This window comes from Nocardia stercoris, assembly GCF_003696265.1.
GTDB classification, from domain to species: domain Bacteria; phylum Actinomycetota; class Actinomycetes; order Mycobacteriales; family Mycobacteriaceae; genus Nocardia; species Nocardia stercoris.
Genome location: NZ_RFFH01000009.1, coordinates 105,670 through 125,514, shown reverse-complemented (window position 1 = coordinate 125,514; position 19,845 = coordinate 105,670). Strand labels below are relative to the sequence as shown.

Sequence of the window (19,845 nt, the reverse complement as noted above, 5' to 3'; positions counted from 1 at the left end):
TGTTTCCCGAAAGTTACGCTGCGTAACGCCGGATTATCGCGGGGTGAGAATTTCCGGAACCGGATTTCTACACGCCGGTTACCGATCGATGCCGATTTGTGTAACAGAGTCTCTTTAAGGTTGCGGTCCAACCACATAGGCGGCCGCGCACAACGAAGGACGGTGGCGACAATGCAGTACCAGCAGGGAATCGGGGGCCGGAATTTCCGCTTCCACGGTTTGCCCGAGGTCCTGGCCAAAGCGAGTCCGCGCCGATCCGGTGACGAATTGGCCGGGTGCGCGGCCGAATCGGATGCCGAACGGGTGGCGGCCCGGTACGTCCTGGCCGATGTTCCGCTCACGGATCTGCTCGAGCATCCGGTCGTCGCGTACGAGACCGACGACGTCACGCGGCTGATCGTCGACACCCACGACCGGGCGGCGTTCACCCCGATCGCGCATCTGACCGTCGGTGGATTGCGGGACTGGCTGTTGGACAGCGTGGCCACCGATACCGCCGCCGACCTGTTGCCCGCCGTGAGCCCGGGGATCACGCCGGAGATGGCCGCCGCGGTGTCGAAGCTGATGCGCAACCAGGACCTCGTCACCGTCGCCGCGGCGCTGTCCCCGCGGGCGGCGTTCCGGACCACGATCGGCCTGCCCGGACGGCTGTCGACCCGGCTGCAACCCAATCATCCGACCGACGATCCGCACGGGATCGCGGCCGCGGTCCTGGACGGCCTGCTGCTCGGCTGCGGCGACGCGGTGATCGGGATCAACCCCGCAACCGACTCCCCGGCCGCCGTGGCGCGACTGCTGGTACTGCTCGACGACCTGCGGCAGCGTTTCGGTATCCCGATGCAGTCCTGTGTGCTCACCCACGTCACCACCACGCTGGAACTCCTCGAGCAGGGCGCCCCGGTGGACCTGGTGTTCCAGTCGATCGCCGGCACCCAGGCCGCCAACCGGGGCTTCGGAGTCACCCTCGGCATGCTGGCCGAGGCCAATGCCGCCGGGCGCGAAACCGGCCGGGGCACAGTCGGTTCCAACGTCATGTACTTCGAAACCGGTCAGGGCTCCGCACTGTCGGCCGACGCCCACCGCGGCATCGACGGCCTGCCGATCGACCAGCAGACGCTCGAGTGCCGCGCCTACGCGGTGGCCCGCGCCTTCGACCCGCTGCTGGTCAACACGGTGGTCGGTTTCATCGGACCCGAATACCTCTACGACGGCAAGCAGATCACCCGAGCCGGGCTGGAGGACAACTTCTGCGGCAAGCTGCTGGGCCTGCCGATGGGCGTGGACGTCTGCTACACCAACCACGCCGAAGCCGACCAGGACGACGCCGATCTGCTGGCCACGGCTCTCGCCGTGGCGGGCACGGCCTTCGTGATCACGGTTCCCGGCGCCGACGACACCATGCTCGGCTACCAGAGCCTGTCCTATCACGATGCGCTCTACCTGCGCCGCGTCTGCGGACTGCGGGCGGCACCCGAATTCGAGGACTGGCTGCGGGGATTGGGGATGGCCGACGCCGACGGCCGGGTGCTGCCCGCTGATCCGTCCGGTTCCCCGCTGCGTGCGCTGGTGGCGGGCCGGTGACCGGGCCGACGAACCCGGTGCCGCGCGGGCCGGTGCCCGACCCGTGGGTGCCGCTGCGCGCCCACACCCGCGCCCGCATCGGTCTGCGCCGCGCCGGCGAGACGTTGGCGACGTCGGAAGTGTTGTCGTTCACGGCTGCCCACGCGCTGGCCCGCGACGCCGTCCGGACCACACTCGAAATCGGTTCCCTCACTGCCGAACTCGACGGACTCGGCTTGGGTTCGACTGTGCCGGTGCGCAGTGCGGCCCGCGACCGTGACGAGTATCTGCGCCGCCCCGACCTCGGCCGGGTACCGGCGGATCCGGATCTGTTGCCGCGTGGCCGCTGCGATATCGCGCTGGTGGTCGCCGACGGGCTGTCCGCCACCGCCGTCGCGGCGCACGCCGCGGCGCTGTCTGCCGCACTGTGCGCGGAACTGACACCGCGATACCGGTTCTCGATGCCCGTCCTGGCGACCCAGGCCCGCGTCGCGCTCGGCGACCACATCGGCGCGGCGCTCGGGGCCACGGTGGTGCTGGTGATCATCGGGGAACGCCCGGGACTGTCGGTCGCCGACAGCCTCGGCATCTACCTGACCTATGCCCCGCGACCGGGCCGGGCCGATTCGGAACGCAACTGTGTCTCCAACATCCACCCGCCCGACGGGCTCGGCTACGCCGCGGCCGCCGTCACCGTCGCCGACCTCGTGGACCGAATGACCGAGGCGGGCCGCTCCGGCGTCGCCGTCAAAGCCCGGGGCGGCCCCGACGCTGTCGCGGCCCCACCCCCGAACACCCAGCTCGACCAGTAGCGGAAGTACTCCGGTAACCCGACAACTGATAGCGGCCGCCGTGCCGGAGCTCGCCGCCACACCGGTCGAGCAACTCGACGTGGCTGTCCGGCGCTGCGCCGCGGACGGGCGAGACTGAGCACATGGCCGACACCGTCACGCTGGCTCCGATGGATCTCGAACATCTCCGGGAGGTCCTCGACCTGGGCAACCTGGTCTTCGACGTCACCCTCAAGCCCTACACGTCGTGGTCGCTCACGGCGATCGCGGAGCATCTGGACACCGACGACAATGCGTGCTGGGTCGCCCTCGACGCCGGCCGGGTCGTCGGTTTCGTGCTCGGCTCGATGGAATTCGAGTTCCGCGAGGACTGGGCCTATCTGGAGTGGATCGCGGTCGCCCCGGACCATCAGGGCCGGGGCATCGCCCGCCGCTTGGTGGACGCCTGCTGCCACGCCCTGTTCGCCCGCGGCGCCGGGCGGGTGGTCGCGGACGTCGAGGCCGGCAACACCGCCTCCGCGACCCTCATGACGAATCAGGGTTTCCAGGCGGTCACCACGGTCACCCTCTTCGTGCGCTCCAACCCTGACGAACTCACCCCGGAAGAACCCGCGCTGCCGCTACCCCCCGGTACCAAACGCGCTCTCATCCGCAGCGGCCGGCTCACCGGCGATGCCCAGCGCGGTAAACGGGATCGCTGACGGCTGTGCGTTCAGGGCCGCGGATACGGGTCCTTGTCGCGCAGCATGCGCCGGTGGTCGCGATGCAATTCCCCCACCCGGGTGAAGAAATCCGCGATGATGTCGAGTTCGGCGGGCTCGTACCGGCTGACCAACATCTCGAAGCTCCGGTCGATCAACGGGGAGATCAGTTCCTCCAAGCGGCGTGCGGCCAGGTCGGTCGCCACCACGATCACGCGGCGGCGATCGGTGGGATGCAGGGTGCGCGCGATGTAGCCCTGCTTCTCGAGCCGGTTGAGCAATGCCGTGGCACCCGCCGCGGTCAGGCCCAGGCGCTCGGCCAGCATTCCAGGTGTGGTGGATTTCCCGTCTCCGCGCAGGACGATTTCCAGCGCCCGGCGGTCGGTCTCGTTCACGCCCAGCAATCTGATCAATTCGCGCGCCAGATCCTCGACGGAACCATAATAGAATTCCAGTGCTTTCCGGAGCTCACGGGCGATCCGGGCGGGTTCGGTTGACACAGGACACTCCCACCCTAGAACGACCCGGGACGACCCGGACCGAGCCACTGCCCGATCCGGGTCGATTTCACCACTTTCCTTCAGCGAGAATACCGGCTGTCAGGATATTCCGGCTACCGCCGAAATCAACTGACAGTCGTCGTGGTGAGAGTCGGAGACGGGTTCGGATAGCACGCGGTCGCGACACCACCGAAGAAGGCGATATTCGTCGTCATCGTCATGCCGGGGTTGGAATAGCTGGTCCCGGCATATTTGCTGGTGATCGATGTTCCGGCGGCACCGGCTGTCACGTTCATCGTGACCGCCGGCGGGGTGAAGCTGGTACCGCCCGCGATCGGACCCGGCACCGTCAGAACGACATTCCCGCCCGAGATCGCGACCGTCCCGGCCACGGTTCCCCCGGAGGCGGACGCCGAGACCAGGGTCGAATTCGCCGGGGTCGGGAAGGTCATCTTCAGGTTGCTGATGCTGGTCACAGTGAAGCCGGAGGCCGAGCTGGGCACCGACGAGGAGCCCGGTGTCTCGGTGATGGCCACCGCGGTGCCGTGCACCGCGGAAGCCGGCGCCGTGCCGGTGACCGTGGTCGTCATGCTCGAGGTTTGGCTGACACCGAAGATCGTGCCCTGACAACTCCAGTTCACACTGACGGCGGTGGCATTTGCGGGCGCGGTCAAACAGAAAGCTGTCGCGAGCGCCATCGGCGCAACAATACCGGCACGAAGAAGTAAGGAAGCGGTGGATCTCATAACTATCTCCAATAATGGTAAGTATCGGCACGATCCGGTGCGCCGAAACATTAATGTAACACGTTCTCGTCGACCGCCTGTTGCGACCAGAAATTACAGTTCGGCATCGAAGATCGCCGCCACGAGCGATCGCATCCGGTCTTCAACTGCAATTAAATACTCACTCGGGAAAGCTAATTTCATCGAGATCCGACGCGAATCGGCGCGTACCGGTAAATCCCGCGATCAGATGACTCGGCGATAAAAATTCCGAAATATCCGCGCCTCGGGTCGGGCCCCACGACCGGCCGGCAAACCCCACGCGCTCATTCCGGGTCGGGTCTTCCACCGACTCTGACCATGAGTTTCCCTGGCGGAAAGGCACACCGAGCCCAGCCCAGTGACGGCACGGCGAGTGGCTGGTTTCCGGCCGGGCCGAGACTGTCGGGTCCGGTGGCCCCCGACTATCGCCAGGCGTCGAACAGCGAAGCGGCCCGCTCGGCGAATGCCTGCTGCAGGAACGGCCCGAAGGAGATCCGGGCGACACCCAGCTCACCGAAGTACGCCGGGTTCCCTTGCCCCGGCAGCGTTACCGCGTTCACCGGCAGCGGCAGCTCGGCGCACAGCCGGCGCTGGATCTCGGCGGGGTTGCGGCCGACCGGGTACAGCACGTCGGCGCCCGCGTCGGCCGCCAGGCGCAGCCGGGCGATCGCCTCGTCGACGTACGGCTCGGGGTCGGGGCGCAGCAGCACGTCGGTACGCGCGTTGATCACGACTCGGACGCCGCTCTCGTCGGCAGCCGCCCGCAACCGGGCGACCAGGTCGGCATGCTCCTCCGGTGCGCGCAGGCGCCCGCCCTCGGCGTGCACCGTGTCCTCGATATTGAATCCGATCGCGCCGGCGCCGAGCAGTTCGTCGATCAGCCGCTCGGGCTCGACCCCGTACCCGGACTCCAGATCGACGGATACGGGAATCTCCACCGCCGAGGTGATCTCGCGGACCCGCACGAGCACGTCCGCGAAGCTCATCCCTTCGTGGTCGCTCTTACCCACGGAGTCGGCCAGCGGGTGACTACCCACGGTCAATGCGGAGAATCCCTTCTCCGCAACGATGTTCGCCGACCATGCGTCCCACACGGTCGGCAGTGTCACCGGATCTCCGGGACGGTGCAACGCCAGGAACGTGGATGCCTTCGACTGGAGTTCGGTCATGCCCCGATCCTTCCCGCCGAGCCACCCGAAGCCAACCCAGGACTCCGGCGCCACCGAATACATCCCGAATGTAGTCGTGCGCGAGGCCGACCATCGCCGGCCACGTGCCCGCCGGGTCACGACCTACCTCGATTCACCCCTCGACGAATCCAAGCGGCGTGACCTGGCCCGACTACGACTCGATGTTCACGATCGGTCAGATCCCCGAGGCCGTCGCGACCGGGCCGGTGCTGGGAGCCGAGCTGCCCAGGTTGAGGCCGATCAGGTTGAGCAGGTTCAGACCCAGAACACCCGCAGATCCAGTCATTAACTTCACCTTTCACAGAGCAATGCAACTTCGCGCCGGACGGCGCAGCCGACCCACAGTCGAAAGCCCTTGCCGGACATCACCACCGGGGTCGGTGTCGAACCCTAAGCCACAAAAAGAAGTGAAGATGTCCTTTTTCGCTTTACCGTATGCAATTCCTTCAAATACATTAACCGGACCATATTCCTCTGAATACAAGATTCGGCGCGAAGGCCCGACCTGGGCAAAATCTGGAGTCCACCGCGCAGGACACGGCGCATGCCGCGATTCCGAACCGTCCGGCCCTGCTCGGCAAGACCTTTGCGAGATCGGCGCATTCGTGACGCCACCGACAACCCCCGGCCGCACCTGCGAATTCGCCCATCGGCACGCGGCCGCCCTCCCTCGCACAGGCTTGTCACCGTTTGCGCCACATCGGACATACATGCCTTAATGCGCATATTTCCATCAACCCATGCAGAGTATCGTCCAACAGCCCAGCTAGGGCCCGCGCCGGATCCGCTGTGCCGCAACGAGCTGCCTACCCGCACAGCATGCCCATCGCGACACGCACGCCACCGCTCGGGCACCCGGCTCGACACGCACCGTTCGCGCGTGCACCAGTGCCCTCCCCCGCTACCGGTAGCGTCACGGCGAGCCCTCCCCCGACTCACAGGAGTGAGGAGTCGCGATGTTCGAAGCGCTGCTGGCCCTGGATCTGGCCGCGGGCCGCGTCGACCGTATCGACCTGGCCGACGGTTCGCGCACGACCGTCGTCGCCGTACGCCAGCCGGCTGATCGCGGCGGACCTGGCGCCGGAGACCAAGCGCTGGGTACTCAACACGCACTTCTACAGCAAGGCGAACTTCCACTCCCCCGTCGGCCCGTTCCGCGCCATGGACAGCGTCGGTCTCGACGTGGTGCTCGACATCGAAGAGCACTACGCGGCGGAGAACCCGAACCTGCCGGAAGGCCCGCGCATCCTGCTGCGGATGTACATCGCCGACGGGAAGCTGGGCGTCAAGTCGGGTGCCGGCTTCTACGACGACTACACCGACCCGAAGACCGCGGAAACCCCGAAACCGTAGGCGGACACCCCGCAACGACCTCGAAGGAAGGCAGAACTGTGTCGGAATCGCCCACCGTGACCGCGCACATCGTCGGCAACCCGGCCGGAGTGGCCGACAACCCGTGGCCGCCCGGCCATCCGGTCGAAGGTGAGCGGGTGGCCGTCTTCGCCTTCGACGTGGTCGGCGTCGACGGACAGTCCCAGGACATCCGCACCTACCATGTCGCACCGGCCGACCAGGCGGCCGAGGGCGTCGTGGTCCCCGACCACCGCGACCCACAGGGCACCGTCGTGCGCTGGACGGCGTACGGCACCGGCACGGTGATCACACCGCCGGCGACCATGGGTATCGAAGCCGCGATGATGGACCCCGACCGCGCCGCGGACGCCATGTTCGTGTGCACCGTCCGCCCCGACGATCCCGGCTTCCCGTCGGAGTGAGCAGGCGCCCGAATCGGTTCGGACCAGCCGATATCGGGCCGGATCCGGGGAGTGGTCCGTGCTCGCGAACACCGGTCCGGGTCCGAAACTGGGATCGGTAGGCGGCGCACACCGCATCTACTGAACCCATGACATCTTCTCAGCCTCCCATGAACCAGCCGCAATCCACCGGCCTGGACAAGAAGACCAGCGCGATCCTGTCCTACGCCCTGGGCTGGGTCACCGGAGTCGTGTTCCTGTTCATCGGAAAGAACGACCCCGATGTGAAATTCCATGCCGCGCAATCGGTCGTGTTCTTCGGCGCGGTCTCGGTGGTCAACGTCCTGCTCAGCGTCGTGGGCTCGTTCCTCGGATTCCTCGGCATCATCTTCAGCCTCGCCGGCCTCGTGGTCGGTGTGCTGGCACTGGTCGTCTGGATCATGGCCATGCTGCAGGCGAACAACACCGGCGGTGCGCGCGCGGAACTCCCGCTGTTCGGCAAACTCGTCGCCCCGTACGCCGATCAGCTGGCCGGCGCGGTCAAGTAACAGCCACATGCGGGGGCGCCCGCTCCACTCCGGAATTCCGATGATCAACGGCCCGAGCCAGTCTCGGGCCGTTGGCATCCGATGCGACGACGGCCGAGCGGGCCGATCGTCCTCGCCGCGGGCGCGAGCTCCGCCGCGATCACCGCAGCGCGGGATCCGGCGCGTCTGCCGATTCTCCTTGCTGGACATCGGATTTCGTGACCGCGAGGTAGGCGACCAGCGCGACGATCGCCAGCCCGAGCACCGCGACCACCGGACCGTCGCCGAGGCCGAGCCCGCTGCTGTCACGCGGCTTGCCCATCCAGTCCGCGATCGACGCGCCCAGCGGACGGGTGAGCACATAGGCGGTCCAGAAGCACAGGATCGGATTCCAGCCCAGCCGGTAGCCGGCCGCGGGTACGAGGATGAGGACCGCGAACAGCGCCGCCGAGGCCGCGTATCCGAGATGCAGGGTGTAGGCGGTGAGGTCACCGAGCGCGGTACCCATCGCGAAGGTCGCCACGACCGCGGCCCAATAGAACAGTTCGCGGCGCGTGGTGTCGACCGCGTGTATCGACAGCGTCCCCTCGACCCGCTGCCACACCACGAACACCGCGGCCAGGGTCAGCGCGTAGAACGCGGTCGACACCGGATACGGCACACCCAGCGCCACATGCATGACATCGGCGGCCATGGTGCCGAAGACACCGACCATGACCACGGCGAACCAGTACAGCCACGCGTTGTACCGGCGCGCCCGCAACTGCAGGGCCAGCGCCGCCACGAAGGCGAGGAAGCCCAGGACGACGGCGATCGCCGGATCCATGCCCGTGACCAGGAAGTCGGAGCTGGATTCGCCCATGGCCGTGGACAATCCCTTGACGATCCAGAACACGGCCGTGATCTCGGGAACCCGCAACGCACCGGCACGGGTCAGGAGCTTCGAGAGCCCATGGGGGTGTACTGAATTCACGGCGGCAGTATTTCCTACCGGCGCTGAGAGCACGCTGAGAGGCAGCGGGTCAGGTCTCGCTCGGCAGGGTGACCGTCAGCCGTGCTCCGCCCAGCGGCGAGTCGTCGATCCGGACGGTGCCGTGGTGGGCGGCGACGATCTCGGCGACGATCGACAGGCCGAGCCCGGCACCTCCGGTCGCGCGCGCCCGGTCGTCGGCCAGGCGGACGAAGCGGTCGAAGACGCGATTGCGCTCGGCGGCAGGGATTCCCGGCCCGTCGTCGTCGACGACCAGCTGCGCACCCGCCGCCCCCGCGACGGTGCGGACCGTGACGGTGGACCGGGCGTGGATCACCGCGTTGTCGACCAGGTTGCGCACCACGCGGGTCAGGGCCCGTGGGTCCCCGCTGACCCGGGCCGGTTCGAATCGTCCGGACAGCTCGATGCTGGTGGTGTGCCGGACCAGGTCCAGCACGGTGGCGCCGATGTCGTCGAGGTCGACGTCGGTGTGCCGCAGGGTCAGGTTGTGATCGTCGGCGGCGGCGAGCGTCAGCAGGTCGTCGACCAGGTGCTGCATCCGCAGCGCCTCGGGCAGCAGCGTGGATTCGATCATGGCGGTGTCGACGGTCTCGGGGTGGTCGCGGGCCAGTTCGAGGCCGGCGATCACGGTCGCCAGCGGGCTGCGCAGTTCGTGCGAGGCGTCGGCGAGGAATCGGCGCTGCGCGGTGTGACCGGCTTCGATCCGGCCGAGCATGCCGTTCATCGTGGTCGCCAGCCGGGCGATCTCGTCCGCGGCCGCCGGGACCGGAACCCGCTGGGACAGTTGCGAAGTGCCGATATCGGCGACCCGGCTGCGGATCGCCTCCACGGACGACAGCGAGCGCCCGACCAACCGGTACGTGGCGGCGGCGGCCGCCAGGACCACGATCGGACCACTCACCGCGAGCCCGCCCACGATCGCCCGCAACACGTCGTCGGCCGGATCCGTGCCGACGGCGACGAGCACCGTGTACGGGGTCGGTGTGTGGGCACTGCGCGCCGAGATCCGCAGATCGTTCTCGGCCCGGACCCCGGTGACAGCTCCGGAGTCCGGGATCGTGATCAGTGCCCGGCCGGGTGCCCCCGGCGTCGAACGGACCGGCGCGCCCGACGCGTCGAGGATCTGCACCACCTCGACGTGGCTGTCGGGCGCCAGCAGAACCTCCGGCAGGTCCGCGGGCGCGGTGGTGTGCAGCCGGTCGCTGATCTCACCGATCCGGCCCAGCGCATACGAGTCGGCGGCACCGTAGAGGGCCCGGTACAGCAGGGTCAGCAGCACGATCGCGCCGAACACGACGACGACGGTCACCACCGCGGCCGCGGTCAGCGCCGACCGGGCGCGCAGTCCCCACCGTGCGGGGTGGCGCAGGATATCGATGCTGGGCATGCTTGATCTTCGGTCATTGCCGGGTGCCCGTTGGTTGTCGGGTGGAGAGGAGTGCGGCCGGGTGCGGGTGCTGTTGGTGGAGGACGAGCCACGTCTGGCCGAGACGGTGCGCCGCGGGCTGGCGGCGGAGGGTTTCACGGTGCAGGTCGCCGCCACCGGGCCGGACGGTCTGCGGCGCGCGACCGGCGAGTCGTTCGACGTCATCGTCCTCGACATCATGCTGCCCGGGCTCAGCGGCTACGAGGTCCTGCGACAGCTGCGCCGCACCGACAAGGCGACCCCGGTGATGATGCTGACCGCCAAGGACGGCGAGTTCGACCAGGCCGACGCCCTGGACCTGGGCGCCGACGACTATCTGACCAAGCCGTTCTCGTTCGTCGTCCTGATCGCCCGGCTGCGGGCCATGCTGCGCCGGCGGGCACCGCAGCAGCCCGCACTGCTCGAGGTCGGCGATCTGGTGCTGGACCCGATGCGGCGTGCGGTCCGGCGCGGCGACCGCGATATCGTGCTCACCTCGCGCGAATTCGGTCTGCTCGAGTTCCTGATGCGCCGCCCGGGCGCGGTGATCACCAAGACCGACCTCGTGCGCGGCGTGTGGGACGAACACTACGAGGGCCCGGAGAACGTCGTCGAGGTCTACATCGGCTACCTGCGCAAGAAGGTCGATACCCCGTTCGGCCGGACCAGCATCCGCACCCATCGGGGCGCGGGCTATCAGCTGATCGACGACCGGGTCGCGGCCGCGGGGTCGACCGGTGGATGATCTCAGCGTGCTCTCAGCGCCGGGCCGCAATACTGCACAACGGAACGGCGCACCCGGGCGCCGTCGAGAGAGGAGTCCCAGGCGATGAGCCGGCCCACGGGCAGTGCCCACACGTCGTACAAGCTGCCCCAGATCACGGTCCTGTTCTGGGTGCTGAAGATCGCCGCGACGACCCTGGGCGAGACCGGCGGCGACTGGGTCGCCCAGACGCTGGACCTCGGCTACCTCGACGCCACCCTCCTGTTCTTCGCCGTCCTGATCGTCGTGCTGATCGGGCAGTTGCGGGCCCGCAACTTCCACCCGGCGTTGTACTGGACCCTGATCGCCGCCACCAGCACCATGGGCACCACACTGTCGGATCTGCTCAACCGCGGTGACCAGTCCGGTTCCGCCGAGAACGGACTCGGCTACCCCGCCGGTGCCGCGATCCTGATCTCCGCCCTGGCGGTCGTGTTCGTGATCTGGAAGTTCACCGGCGAGACCTACGACGTCGCCCACATCACCACCACCCGCGGCGAACTGCTCTATTGGGCCGCGATCGTGCTGTCCAACACCCTGGGCACCTCGACCGGCGACTTCCTGTCCGACAGTTCGGGTCTCGGCTACTGGGGTGGTGCGGCGGTGATCGCGACCGCGATGGCCGCGATCCTGCTCGCGCACTACTTCACCCCGATCTCCGGTGTCTTCCTGTTCTGGACCGCCTTCGTGCTGACCCGCCCGCTCGGCGCGACCGTGGGCGACTTCCTCTGGAAGCCACACGCCAAGGGCGGCCTGGGCCTGGGTAGCGGCGGCACCTCCGCGGTCATCCTCGCGATCCTGATCGCGGGCATCGCTTACAGCATCCGCGAACACCGGCGAAACACAGTGCACGCGAACACCGTTCAGCCCGAATCCGACGCCCTGGCACCCAGGTAGGGCCGATACCGCCGAACTCAGGATGCGGTCTCGGTGCGGCCCGGTGCGAGGCCGCGGGCGACCTCGATGGCGTCCGGTGTGTGGGCGAACAGGTGACCGCTGCCGCCGTTCGGCAGGGCACCGACAGCGGTCAGGCGCCGGCGGTGGTCGTCACGCAGACCCGACATCAGCACAGTGATATGACGCTGTTCGAGTTTGCCGATCGCGTCCTTGAGAACGAGCGCGCCGGTGCTGTCGAGGGCGCTGACATGGGACATGCGCAGGATGACGACGTGAACGTCGGATACCTCGGCGAGTTCCAGCAGGAACCGGTGCGCGGCGGCGAAGAACAGCGGACCGTCGAGCCGGTAGGCGATGATGTGCTCGTGCAGCAGTTCCCGCTCCTCACCGAGATGATCGCCGCTGTCGAGTGGGATCTGCTGCAGCCGTGCCTCTTTCGCCACGGTACGCACCGCGAGCAGGACGGCGATGCCGACGCCGACCGCGACCGCGGTGACCAGATCCATCGCCACCGTGACCAGGAACGTGATCGCCATGATCGCGGCGTCGCCCCGCGAAGCGCGGGCGATCGCCGCCAGCGACGCGGTCTCGACCATGCGAACGGTCGTGGCCAGCAGCACGCCCGCGAGCGCGGCCAGCGGGATATGGCCGACCAGCGGTGCCGCCAGATAGATGATGGCGGCCAGGACGACCGCGTGGGTGAGTGCGGCCAGCCGGGTCCGCGCTCCCGCGCGGACGTTGACCGCGGTTCGGGCGATGGCACCGGTGGCCGGCACACCACCGAACAGGGGGGCGGCGATATTGGCCAGGCCCTGTCCGAACAGTTCGCGGTCCGGGTCGTGACGGGTTCCGACGGCCATCGAGTCGGCGGCCGTCGCCGACAGCAGCGACTCCAGCGCGGCCAGCGCCGCGACGGCCAGCGCGGGCCCGATCAGCCCCGCGAGCTGACCCGGATGCACGAATCCCAGTGTCGGGGCGGGCAATCCGCTGGGAATCGCGCCGATTCGGGTCAGCGGCAATCGCATCGACGTTGCGACGGAGGTCGCGATCACCACCGCTACCAGCGCGAACGGCACCCGCGGCAACCACCGCCCGCCGAGCAGCATCGTGACCGCGACCAGCAGCGCGGTCACCACCGGAAGCGGGTCGGGGTGGCTGAGATACTGCCCGACGGCGTCGGCGGCGCTCTGCCACACCTTGTCACCGTGCGCGTGGGCGATGCCGAGAGCGGCGGGAAGCTGCTGGAGGCCGATGACGACCGCGATGCCCGCGGTGAATCCCTCGATCACCGGGGCGGGCATGTATCGCACAGCCCGGCCCACCCCGGCGATCGCGAGCACCACCAGCGCGAGGCCGGCCAGTAGCCCCACAGCCAACACCCCGCTCGAACCGTGCTGGTGGAAGATCGGAACGAGCACGACCGTCATGGCCCCGGTCGGACCCGACACCTGGAACCGGGAACCGCCGAATACCGCCGCCACCGCCCCGGCCACGACCGCGGTCGCCAGTCCGGCGGCGGCTCCGAGGCCGGAGGAAATGCCGAACCCGAGGGCCAGCGGCAATGCGACCAGCGCCACGATCAGCCCGGCCAGTAGGTCGGCGCCCGGGGTTCCCACCGCGGGGCGCCAGTCCGACCACCGCGGCAACAGCACCCGGACAGCCACGCAACTTCCTCCCTATCGAGTCATTAATGTAGTTAGTTAAGAAATTATGCAATCAGTGTAACGCTCGGCCCTCGGCCGCTGTCGCGGGAGGGCCGGTGCCGCACGGCGGCGTCACAGGGCTATCGCGACGATCCCCCGGTCGCAGCCCATGTGCCGGATCCGGAAGTTCTCGATGCCGACCGTCCGAGGCCGCCTCGACACCCGAACCGAGCGGGACCGCCACCACGGGTTGTCGATCCACATCCGCTGCGGACAAGATGCGGGAACATTCGCGGCCTTCGCCCTCCCGCAGCCGGCTCCGCCGCGCTCGTGCTCCTCGGTGATCAGCCGGCCCGCAGGGTCAGTTCCGCCAGGGCGTAGGTGATCCAGGAGTCGCGCAGCGCGTAACTGTCTCGGGGCCCGATCACCTCGATGGTCGAATACTTGCGCAGGACTGCCTGGGCGGCGTGCCGGGCTTGGAGTTCGGCCAGGTTCGCGCCGAGGCAGTAGTGGCGGCCGTGGCCGAAGGTGGGCTCGGGGCGGCCGTGGGCCTCCGGGTCGAGGCGGGCCGAGCGGAGTGAGGCGATCACAGTGTGGCCCTTCGGAATCGGCACGCCGTTGATCTCGATGTCGGTCAGCGGGAAGCGGCGTACCGCGAAGCTCATCGGGGCGACGGTGTGGACGAGGCGGCGGATCAACTCGGCGAATTCGACCGGGCGGTCGAGCATTTCGCGGGCCTGCGGCTGGTGGTGGCGCACCAGTTCGTCGAGCACCAGCGCGATCAGGCTGATCGTGTTCTCGAACCCGCCGATGACGGTGATGAACGCCAGGCTGGTCAGTTCGTCCTCGGTCAGGCGATCCGCGCCGTCGCGGGCGGCGATCCACGCCGACAGCAGATCGTCGCCGGGCCGCTCACGCTTACCGGCGATCGCAGCGGTGATCAGGGCGAGCAGCGCGGCCATCGACCGGCTCAGCATGTCCGGCTCGTGGGAGGCGTCCGCCCGCAGCAGTGGCGCGGAGGCATCGCGGAAGGCGTCCAACTGTTCGTCGGGCAGGCCGAGCAGCGTCCCGGTGACGCGGACCGGGAGCGGTTCGCACAGCCCGGCCATGAAGTCGACGAGACCCGCTGCCGGGAGCCGGTCGACCAGATCGGCGACCGTGCCGAGAACCACCTGTTCCTGATGGTGGCGCTGGGCGGGACCGAAGCCCGCGGCGCCGAGCCGGCGCAGGCGCCGGTGCGTATCGCCGTCGACGTTGAGCAGATTCGCGTCCAATGCCGGTGGCAGGCGATTGCCGCGAAAACCGGTGGTGCTGTCGGCTTTCGCCGCGGATACGTTCGGGTCGGCGAGCAGCCCGGTCACCGCCCGATACCCGGTGACCACCCAAACCGGCGAGCCGTCCGGCAGCTCAGCAGAGTGAACTCCGTTCCCGCGCAATCGCATTCGTTCGTGAATCGCGTCGAGATCGTGCACACCGGTCGCGAACGGGCACTGTCCGAGGTCCATGCCTCCAGTATCGCGATGCCGCCCGGTGATTCAGCGCCAGGCCGCCATCTGCTCCCGGAATTTGGGGCAGCCCAGGATGTCGGCGTGACTGCATTGCGCGGCGTGGTCGAGAAACTGTCTCGCGTGTGCGATGTCGCGCAGCCGCTGATCGGTCTCCGCGAGCTTGGCGGCGATCATCACCGTGCGGCGTGGCCGATCCTGTTGCAGCTCAGCGAGATCGGCGAGACTGAGACCGGCCTGCTGGCAGGTGCGCAGCAACGCGATGCGTTCGGCCGCGGCCGCGGTGTAGCGGCGCTGCCCGCTCCGGCGCTCCGGTTGGGGCAGCAGGCCGTGCCGCTCCCAGTACCGGATCGTCGAAGCCGGGACCCCGGTTTGCGCGGCGAGTGCGCCGATCGTCATGAACATCCGCCTGACCTCCTGCTCCGGCGCTCGCCGTGGTGGATCGGGTCACAGCGCTTGACTTGAACCTTAGTTCAAGGTGGAGCGTGGTCCGCACCGGAAACAACGAACTGGAGGACCGATATGACCGAACCATCGACCATCGCCCAGCAGGCCGAGCTGCTGGTACGCACCGCCGAACACCTCTTCGAGGCGGGAGTGATGTCGCATTCCGGGCACGCCAACCTCAGCGCCCGGCTCGACGACGAGAGCTTCCTGCTGACACCGGGATTCGTGCGCGGACTGAGCACCGACCAGGTGGCGGTCGTCGGCGTGGACGGGGTGGTCCGCGGCGGCCGGCTGCAGTCGGCCGGCGCGGAGATCGTGAACATGCACGGCGTCGTCTACCGGGCCCGCCCGCACGTCGGTGCGGTGCTGCACACCCATTCACCCGCCGCGACCGCGTTCGCTCTCGCCCATCGGCCGCTGCCGTGCCGCACCGAGCTGATGTTGCGGTTCGGACAGGCCGAGGACGTGCCGGTGGTGCCCTGGGGTCCGCGCGGCTCGGACGTGTCGGTACGCGGCGTCGCCGAGGTTCTGGCGACCAGCCCGACGACGTCGGCGGTGCTGCTGGCCAACCACGGCCTGCTGGTCTTCGGACCCGACCCCCGCTCGACCGCGGATCTGCTGATCGCGCTGGAGGAGAGCGCCGAGGCCGAACTCGCCGCCCGCGCGCTCGGCGGCGCCGTGGACTTCCCGGCCGGAGCCCTGGACGCCGTGCGGGCCTCGATGGCGCGGGCAGCGTCATGACCGCGGCCCCCGAGCTCGAGTCGATCCGGAACCGCTACCGGGAGACCTTCGGATCGGTCCCGCACGGTATCGAGGATCGACTGCGGGTCGCGCACGCCACCGGCCGGCTCGACGTCGAGGAAACCTTCGCCACGCTGCGCCGTCTCGTCCTGCACGAAAGCCCGTTGGGGACAAGGACACAGCAGTTGGTGCACGTCGGCCAGCTCCTGGTGCTCGGTCGCGGCGGCCCCGCGCGCCTGCACGCCCGCGGCGCGCTGCAGGCCGGCGCGACGCTCGCCGACCTGGTCGGTGTCGCGGAGACCGCGCTGATCACCGGCGGCGCACCGGCTTACGCGCTCGGCATCGAGATCGTCGCCGAACTGTTCGACGCCGCGGAGCCGCCGGACTGATCACACCGCAGCCGCCGGAGCGCCACCACGCCGCCGAGCACGCAGAACGCGATGGTGGCGCCCTCCGCGGCGACGCTGATCACAGCGTATGGTGCCGGGTCCCAACCGGTTTCGGTGAATCCGAAGATTCCCACGGTCCGGGAGGCGACGAAGCCGGCGATCGCGCCGCCCGCCAGTCCGGCGGCGACCACCCGCAGCGTCCAGGGCGCGCCGACCAGTACCAGGAACGCGACCGCGAAGGACGCGGCGGCGTCGAGCAGGAACGACGGGCCGATCACGTGGATGTACCGGTACCCCGCACGGTAGAGGTGCAGGTGCTGGTAGCCGCCGAGGGCAAGGCTGGAAGCGATTGCGCTGCGCAACAACAGATCCGGGATGTCGGGCTTGTTCATTGCAGCTTCTGCTCCTTGATCGCCAGCATCTGCTGCCCCCGTCGATAGCTGACCTCACGAATCCCCAAGGCGTCCCTCAGCTTTCCCGCGGGCAGGGTCACGGGCTTGGGCTTGGCGTCCGGACCGCCCTCCCCCGGGTGGGGCAACGGGTACGCCGTAGTGGTGCCGCTGTAGAAGGTGATGTTGCCTTCGGTCTTGGTGAACAGTTGGTGCACATGGCCGTTGAGGCAGGTGACCGACGAGAACCGCTTCAGATAGCTGAGGGCCTCGGTGGCGTCGTCGGTTCCCCATCCCCAGTCCGGGTACATCGCGAACAGCGGAATGTGGCTGAACACGATGATCGGCGTATCCGAGGACAGGCCGGCGACATCGGAGCGGATGAAGTCGAGCTGATCCCGCCCGAGGTGGCCGAGCAGGGTGGGGTTCAGGGTGTTGACCAAGGCGATCACATGGACACCCGCGATGTCGAAGCTGTACCAGCCGTCACCGCGCGTGCCCTTGCCGAACACTTCCCGATAGCGCCGGCCGCCGTCGTCGGTCGAATCGTGCTCGCCGGGAACGGTGAAGACGTGCGGCGTGGACAGTCCGGTCATCATCTGTTCGACCTGATCGAACTGTTCGGCAGTGGCCAGGTGGGTCAGATCGCCGGTGTGGATCACGAAATCCGGTGTGTAACCGAGTGAATTCACCTGGTCGATGGCCTCGGTGAAGGTATCGACGACATTGCCGTTCGCGGTCCCCTGGAAGCCGATGTGGCTGTCGCTGATCTGCGCGAACCGCAGGGTCGGCCGGGTGGCCGCGGTGACCGCCGTCGTACCGGCCACGTTCGAGACGACTTCGCCGCCGACGACCGTCAACCCCACAGCCGCGCCGAACCACGCCGAATGGCGCATCAGTTGCCGCCGCGTCATCGTGTGCGGGTCGCGGGGATCGGTGTGCTCAGCTGATTCGCTCACGGGGTCACCACCACGGTGGCATGCATGAACGGGTGAATCGAGCAGATGTAATCGAAGGTGCCGGCCCTGGTGAAGGTGAAGCTGTAGGTCGCCTTCGCGCCCATCCCGGGCGAGTGGAAGGTGCCGTTCGAACTGGCGACGGTATGGGGTTCCTCGTCCTGATTGGTCCAGGTCACCGTGGTGCCGACCGGGACCGTCAGCGTCGCCGGAGCGAACGCGAAATTGTCGATCACGACGCTGTCCGGTCCGGTCGGAGCCGCGGGTGCGTTACCCCCGGTGGCCGGCGTTCCGGTCATGCCGGGCATGGACATCGGGCTCGCGCCCGACATCCCCGGCGTCTGGCTGCCGGACGGGAACGCGACCGTCGGCGCGGCGTTCGGCGTCGCGTCCTTGTTGTCCGAGCAGGCGGCCGCGGTGGCGGCCGCGGCCACGATGCACGCCGCGGCCGTGGCCACGCGCACGAATTGTCTCATCGGAGTGCCCCTTTCGATCCGGAAAGTAGTCCCGCCGACCACGTGATGCGGTCGTGAACAGATAGCGGACCGGGTTACACGCACCCGCTCGTGTAACCCCGGCGCCTATCTCTCGGTAGCGCCGTCGGGCGCTACGATGCGACGAAAGGAACCCCATGGTGCGCCGATCGGACGCGCTCGAGCCGGATCCGCCACGCACCGGCGGTCTCCCACCGGCGTCGGATCGAGGGTTGCGCGTGGTTTCGGATGCCGCCTATCCGGACTGGAATGCGATCTACCAGGACAATGTCGTCTGGGTCTATCGACTGATGTTCGCGAAGGTCGGCAACCGGCCCGATGCCGAAGATCTCACCGCCGAGGTCTTCACCGCGGCGCTGCGCCCCCTGCGGGTATCGGCCACGGTCGCCGAGGTCCGGACGTATCTGCGCGCCACCGCGCGAACGGTCCTCGCGAGACACTGGCGCGAGACGATGGGCCGCCAGATCACGACGATCGACGAGGACATCCCCGCACCGGACCGCGCGGACGACGACTCCGACGCGACCGCGCGAGCGCTGGCGGCGCTCGGCCGGTTGCCCGACCGTTACCGCCGCATACTGGAGTTACGGTTTCTGCAGTCGTATTCCGTCGCGGACGCGGCGAAAGCGATGGGCGTGAGCGTCGCGAATGCCAAGGTATTGCAACACCGTGCGCTACGCATCGCCGCGGAATTCGGAGAGGAGTCGTGATGACCGACCGTCAGGTGCGCCGATTCGTCGACGATCTCCTTCACGGGCGATCGACGGCATCGTTCCGGCCCGACGACGCCGAGGTCGCCGAACTGCGGACGGCGATCGAACTGCGGGCCGCGCGACCGGGGAGCGGGCAGCCCAGCGAGGAGTTTCTCGCGTCGCTGCATCGCCGCCTCGACGCGGAGCTGGCGACAGGCGCGGACCCGGCCCCCGTCACGGGTATGTCCGGAACCCGTCGGCACGTGCTGGGCGGGGTGTCGATCGCCGCGGCGGCGGCGGTCGTCGGCGCGGTCGTGGACCGGGCCGTGATCGGTGGTGGTCAGCAGCCGATCACGGCGGAACCGCCGGCCGTCCTGGACCCGGTTCGCGCGCAGTGGCGGCCGGTCGCGCCGAGCTCGGATGTTCCCGACGGTGCCGTGCACGCGTTCGACGTGGGAACCGTCAACGGATTCGTGCGCCGCGTGGACGGAAAGCTGGACGCGGTCTCCGGCATCTGTACCCACCAGGGGTGCCGCCTGTGGCTGGACGCGCCGAACCAAATGCTGCGCTGCCCTTGCCATCTGACGTCCTTCACCCCGGCCGGGCAGGTCGCCACCCATCAGCTCCCCGCGGCACCGCCGCCCCTCCCGCATATCCAGGTCCGGGACAACGCGGGCACCGTCGAGGTGCTGGCCCCGGCCGAGCCCGCCTGAGCGCTGGGCCGCCGTCCGAGACCGGTACCC

General features: G+C 68.6%; 24 protein-coding genes and 1 pseudogene. 13 read left to right on the top strand and 12 right to left on the bottom strand.

Annotated features, from left to right (window positions below):
• The first annotated feature begins 171 nt into the window (after nucleotides 1-171).
• The 3 genes from EBN03_RS21085 (at nucleotide 172) to EBN03_RS21075 (ending at nucleotide 3,052) form a co-directional block, all read left to right on the top strand.
• Nucleotides 172-1,581 carry an ethanolamine ammonia-lyase subunit EutB gene (locus EBN03_RS21085; RefSeq protein WP_122189810.1) on the top strand — a complete coding sequence of 470 codons (1,410 nt, stop codon included), beginning with the start codon at nucleotides 172-174 and terminating at the stop codon, nucleotides 1,579-1,581.
• Nucleotides 1,578-2,372 carry an ethanolamine ammonia-lyase subunit EutC gene (gene eutC / locus EBN03_RS21080; protein ID WP_233608502.1) on the top strand — a complete coding sequence of 265 codons (795 nt, stop codon included), beginning with the start codon at nucleotides 1,578-1,580 and terminating at the stop codon, nucleotides 2,370-2,372. Before EBN03_RS21085 ends, eutC begins: the two co-directional genes overlap by 4 nt.
• 122 nt (nucleotides 2,373-2,494) lie before the next feature.
• Nucleotides 2,495-3,052, top strand: coding sequence for a GNAT family N-acetyltransferase (locus tag EBN03_RS21075; RefSeq protein ID WP_122189809.1), 558 nt, complete (start codon nucleotides 2,495-2,497; stop codon nucleotides 3,050-3,052).
• An 11-nt stretch (nucleotides 3,053-3,063) separates the two neighbouring features.
• Here the strand turns inward: EBN03_RS21075 and EBN03_RS21070 are convergent, their stop codons facing one another.
• Complete coding sequence (locus EBN03_RS21070; protein ID WP_233608501.1) at nucleotides 3,064-3,552, bottom strand: MarR family winged helix-turn-helix transcriptional regulator; 489 nt, start codon at nucleotides 3,550-3,552, stop codon at nucleotides 3,064-3,066.
• Nucleotides 3,553-3,677: 125 nt separating this feature from the next.
• Nucleotides 3,678-4,028: a hypothetical protein gene (locus EBN03_RS21065; RefSeq protein ID WP_233608500.1), complete on the bottom strand. Its 351-nt coding sequence runs from the start codon at nucleotides 4,026-4,028 to the stop codon at nucleotides 3,678-3,680.
• On the opposite strand from EBN03_RS21065, the gene EBN03_RS34270 reads away from it, so the two are divergent.
• Nucleotides 4,018-4,179: a hypothetical protein gene (locus EBN03_RS34270; RefSeq protein WP_158675699.1), complete on the top strand. Its 162-nt coding sequence runs from the start codon at nucleotides 4,018-4,020 to the stop codon at nucleotides 4,177-4,179. The genes EBN03_RS21065 and EBN03_RS34270 overlap by 11 nt on opposite strands.
• Nucleotides 4,180-4,741: 562 nt before the next feature.
• On the opposite strand, the gene EBN03_RS21060 is transcribed toward EBN03_RS34270, so the two are convergent.
• Both EBN03_RS21060 and EBN03_RS35150 read right to left on the bottom strand, forming a co-directional pair.
• A complete protein-coding gene (locus EBN03_RS21060; protein ID WP_122189927.1) occupies nucleotides 4,742-5,488 on the bottom strand; it encodes an isocitrate lyase/PEP mutase family protein in 747 nt (248 codons plus the stop codon).
• A 956-nt stretch (nucleotides 5,489-6,444) separates the two neighbouring features.
• On the bottom strand, nucleotides 6,445-6,615 hold the full coding sequence (locus EBN03_RS35150) for a hypothetical protein (RefSeq protein ID WP_233608525.1): 171 nt from the start codon (nucleotides 6,613-6,615) through the stop codon (nucleotides 6,445-6,447).
• A 31-nt stretch (nucleotides 6,616-6,646) separates the two neighbouring features.
• Between EBN03_RS35150 and EBN03_RS35145 the strand changes: the two are divergent.
• The 3 genes and pseudogenes from EBN03_RS35145 to EBN03_RS21045 form a co-directional block, all read left to right on the top strand.
• Nucleotides 6,647-6,862, top strand: a pseudogene (locus EBN03_RS35145) (3-hydroxyacyl-CoA dehydrogenase family protein); the annotation flags it as partial.
• Nucleotides 6,863-6,900: 38 nt separating this feature from the next.
• Nucleotides 6,901-7,284, top strand: a complete 384-nt coding sequence (locus tag EBN03_RS21050; protein WP_122189808.1) for a hypothetical protein — start codon at nucleotides 6,901-6,903, stop codon at nucleotides 7,282-7,284.
• Nucleotides 7,285-7,412: 128 nt separating this feature from the next.
• The gene (locus tag EBN03_RS21045; protein WP_122189807.1) at nucleotides 7,413-7,811 is read left to right on the top strand and encodes a DUF4870 domain-containing protein; all 399 of its coding nucleotides are present in this window, start codon (nucleotides 7,413-7,415) and stop codon (nucleotides 7,809-7,811) included.
• Nucleotides 7,812-7,950: 139 nt separating this feature from the next.
• Here the strand turns inward: EBN03_RS21045 and EBN03_RS21040 are convergent, their stop codons facing one another.
• The gene (locus EBN03_RS21040) at nucleotides 7,951-8,763 is read right to left on the bottom strand and encodes a COG4705 family protein (RefSeq protein ID WP_233608499.1); all 813 of its coding nucleotides are present in this window, start codon (nucleotides 8,761-8,763) and stop codon (nucleotides 7,951-7,953) included.
• A gap of 49 nt (nucleotides 8,764-8,812) precedes the next feature.
• Nucleotides 8,813-10,168, bottom strand: a complete 1,356-nt coding sequence (locus EBN03_RS21035) for a sensor histidine kinase (protein WP_122189806.1) — start codon at nucleotides 10,166-10,168, stop codon at nucleotides 8,813-8,815.
• A gap of 61 nt (nucleotides 10,169-10,229) precedes the next feature.
• Here EBN03_RS21035 and EBN03_RS21030 point away from each other — a divergent pair, with 61 nt between their 5' ends.
• The gene (locus tag EBN03_RS21030; RefSeq protein WP_122189805.1) at nucleotides 10,230-10,931 is read left to right on the top strand and encodes a response regulator transcription factor; all 702 of its coding nucleotides are present in this window, start codon (nucleotides 10,230-10,232) and stop codon (nucleotides 10,929-10,931) included.
• Nucleotides 10,932-11,015: 84 nt separating this feature from the next.
• A complete protein-coding gene (locus EBN03_RS21025; protein WP_122189804.1) occupies nucleotides 11,016-11,846 on the top strand; it encodes a COG4705 family protein in 831 nt (276 codons plus the stop codon).
• Between the two features lie 17 nt (nucleotides 11,847-11,863).
• Here the strand turns inward: EBN03_RS21025 and EBN03_RS21020 are convergent, their stop codons facing one another.
• The 3 genes from EBN03_RS21020 to EBN03_RS21010 form a co-directional block, all read right to left on the bottom strand.
• Nucleotides 11,864-13,510, bottom strand: coding sequence for a SulP family inorganic anion transporter (locus tag EBN03_RS21020; protein WP_122189803.1), 1,647 nt, complete (start codon nucleotides 13,508-13,510; stop codon nucleotides 11,864-11,866).
• A gap of 323 nt (nucleotides 13,511-13,833) precedes the next feature.
• On the bottom strand, nucleotides 13,834-14,994 hold the full coding sequence (locus EBN03_RS21015) for a cytochrome P450 family protein (RefSeq protein ID WP_122189802.1): 1,161 nt from the start codon (nucleotides 14,992-14,994) through the stop codon (nucleotides 13,834-13,836).
• 30 nt (nucleotides 14,995-15,024) lie between these two features.
• Nucleotides 15,025-15,399, bottom strand: coding sequence for a MerR family transcriptional regulator (locus EBN03_RS21010; protein ID WP_122189801.1), 375 nt, complete (start codon nucleotides 15,397-15,399; stop codon nucleotides 15,025-15,027).
• 117 nt (nucleotides 15,400-15,516) lie between these two features.
• Between EBN03_RS21010 and EBN03_RS21005 the strand changes: the two genes are divergently transcribed.
• Both EBN03_RS21005 and EBN03_RS21000 read left to right on the top strand, forming a co-directional pair.
• On the top strand, nucleotides 15,517-16,182 hold the full coding sequence (locus EBN03_RS21005; RefSeq protein ID WP_122189800.1) for a class II aldolase/adducin family protein: 666 nt from the start codon (nucleotides 15,517-15,519) through the stop codon (nucleotides 16,180-16,182).
• A complete protein-coding gene (locus EBN03_RS21000; protein WP_122189799.1) occupies nucleotides 16,179-16,571 on the top strand; it encodes a carboxymuconolactone decarboxylase family protein in 393 nt (130 codons plus the stop codon). Before EBN03_RS21005 ends, EBN03_RS21000 begins: the two co-directional genes overlap by 4 nt.
• Here EBN03_RS21000 and EBN03_RS34265 read toward each other — a convergent pair.
• The 3 genes from EBN03_RS34265 to EBN03_RS20985 are packed head-to-tail and all read right to left on the bottom strand — an operon-like array spanning nucleotide 16,511 to nucleotide 18,392.
• The gene (locus EBN03_RS34265; protein WP_158675698.1) at nucleotides 16,511-16,963 is read right to left on the bottom strand and encodes a hypothetical protein; all 453 of its coding nucleotides are present in this window, start codon (nucleotides 16,961-16,963) and stop codon (nucleotides 16,511-16,513) included. The two genes, EBN03_RS21000 and EBN03_RS34265, sit on opposite strands and share 61 nt — an antisense overlap.
• The gene (locus EBN03_RS20990) at nucleotides 16,960-17,874 is read right to left on the bottom strand and encodes a metallophosphoesterase family protein (protein WP_122189798.1); all 915 of its coding nucleotides are present in this window, start codon (nucleotides 17,872-17,874) and stop codon (nucleotides 16,960-16,962) included. The genes EBN03_RS34265 and EBN03_RS20990 overlap by 4 nt, the downstream gene beginning before the upstream one ends.
• Nucleotides 17,875-17,915: 41 nt before the next feature.
• Entirely contained in the window at nucleotides 17,916-18,392 is a 477-nt protein-coding gene (locus EBN03_RS20985; RefSeq protein ID WP_122189797.1) for a cupredoxin domain-containing protein, read from the bottom strand.
• A gap of 155 nt (nucleotides 18,393-18,547) precedes the next feature.
• Here EBN03_RS20985 and EBN03_RS20980 point away from each other — a divergent pair, with 155 nt between their 5' ends.
• Together EBN03_RS20980 and EBN03_RS20975 are read left to right on the top strand one after the other, a co-directional pair.
• On the top strand, nucleotides 18,548-19,120 hold the full coding sequence (locus EBN03_RS20980) for an RNA polymerase sigma factor (protein WP_122189796.1): 573 nt from the start codon (nucleotides 18,548-18,550) through the stop codon (nucleotides 19,118-19,120).
• Nucleotides 19,120-19,815, top strand: a complete 696-nt coding sequence (locus EBN03_RS20975; RefSeq protein ID WP_122189795.1) for a Rieske (2Fe-2S) protein — start codon at nucleotides 19,120-19,122, stop codon at nucleotides 19,813-19,815. Before EBN03_RS20980 ends, EBN03_RS20975 begins: the two co-directional genes overlap by 1 nt.
• Nucleotides 19,816-19,845: the final 30 nt, after the last annotated feature.

Bases quoted from the DNA above. Each gene is read 5' to 3' on its own strand.
- EBN03_RS21085 (WP_122189810.1), top strand. From the start codon at position 172: ATGCAGTACCAGCAGGGAATCGGGGGCCGGAATTTCCGCTTCCACGGT.
- EBN03_RS21075 (WP_122189809.1), top strand. From the start codon at position 2,495: ATGGCCGACACCGTCACGCTGGCTCCGATGGATCTCGAACATCTCCGG.
- EBN03_RS34270 (WP_158675699.1), top strand. From the start codon at position 4,018: ATGCTGGTCACAGTGAAGCCGGAGGCCGAGCTGGGCACCGACGAGGAG.
- EBN03_RS21060 (WP_122189927.1), bottom strand. From the start codon at position 5,488: ATGACCGAACTCCAGTCGAAGGCATCCACGTTCCTGGCGTTGCACCGT.
- EBN03_RS21045 (WP_122189807.1), top strand. From the start codon at position 7,413: ATGACATCTTCTCAGCCTCCCATGAACCAGCCGCAATCCACCGGCCTG.
- EBN03_RS21035 (WP_122189806.1), bottom strand. From the start codon at position 10,168: ATGCCCAGCATCGATATCCTGCGCCACCCCGCACGGTGGGGACTGCGC.
- EBN03_RS21025 (WP_122189804.1), top strand. From the start codon at position 11,016: ATGAGCCGGCCCACGGGCAGTGCCCACACGTCGTACAAGCTGCCCCAG.
- EBN03_RS21015 (WP_122189802.1), bottom strand. From the start codon at position 14,994: ATGGACCTCGGACAGTGCCCGTTCGCGACCGGTGTGCACGATCTCGAC.
- EBN03_RS21010 (WP_122189801.1), bottom strand. From the start codon at position 15,399: ATGTTCATGACGATCGGCGCACTCGCCGCGCAAACCGGGGTCCCGGCT.
- EBN03_RS21005 (WP_122189800.1), top strand. From the start codon at position 15,517: ATGACCGAACCATCGACCATCGCCCAGCAGGCCGAGCTGCTGGTACGC.
- EBN03_RS21000 (WP_122189799.1), top strand. From the start codon at position 16,179: ATGACCGCGGCCCCCGAGCTCGAGTCGATCCGGAACCGCTACCGGGAG.
- EBN03_RS34265 (WP_158675698.1), bottom strand. From the start codon at position 16,963: ATGAACAAGCCCGACATCCCGGATCTGTTGTTGCGCAGCGCAATCGCT.
- EBN03_RS20990 (WP_122189798.1), bottom strand. From the start codon at position 17,874: ATGACGCGGCGGCAACTGATGCGCCATTCGGCGTGGTTCGGCGCGGCT.
- EBN03_RS20985 (WP_122189797.1), bottom strand. From the start codon at position 18,392: ATGAGACAATTCGTGCGCGTGGCCACGGCCGCGGCGTGCATCGTGGCC.
- EBN03_RS20980 (WP_122189796.1), top strand. From the start codon at position 18,548: ATGGTGCGCCGATCGGACGCGCTCGAGCCGGATCCGCCACGCACCGGC.
- EBN03_RS20975 (WP_122189795.1), top strand. From the start codon at position 19,120: ATGACCGACCGTCAGGTGCGCCGATTCGTCGACGATCTCCTTCACGGG.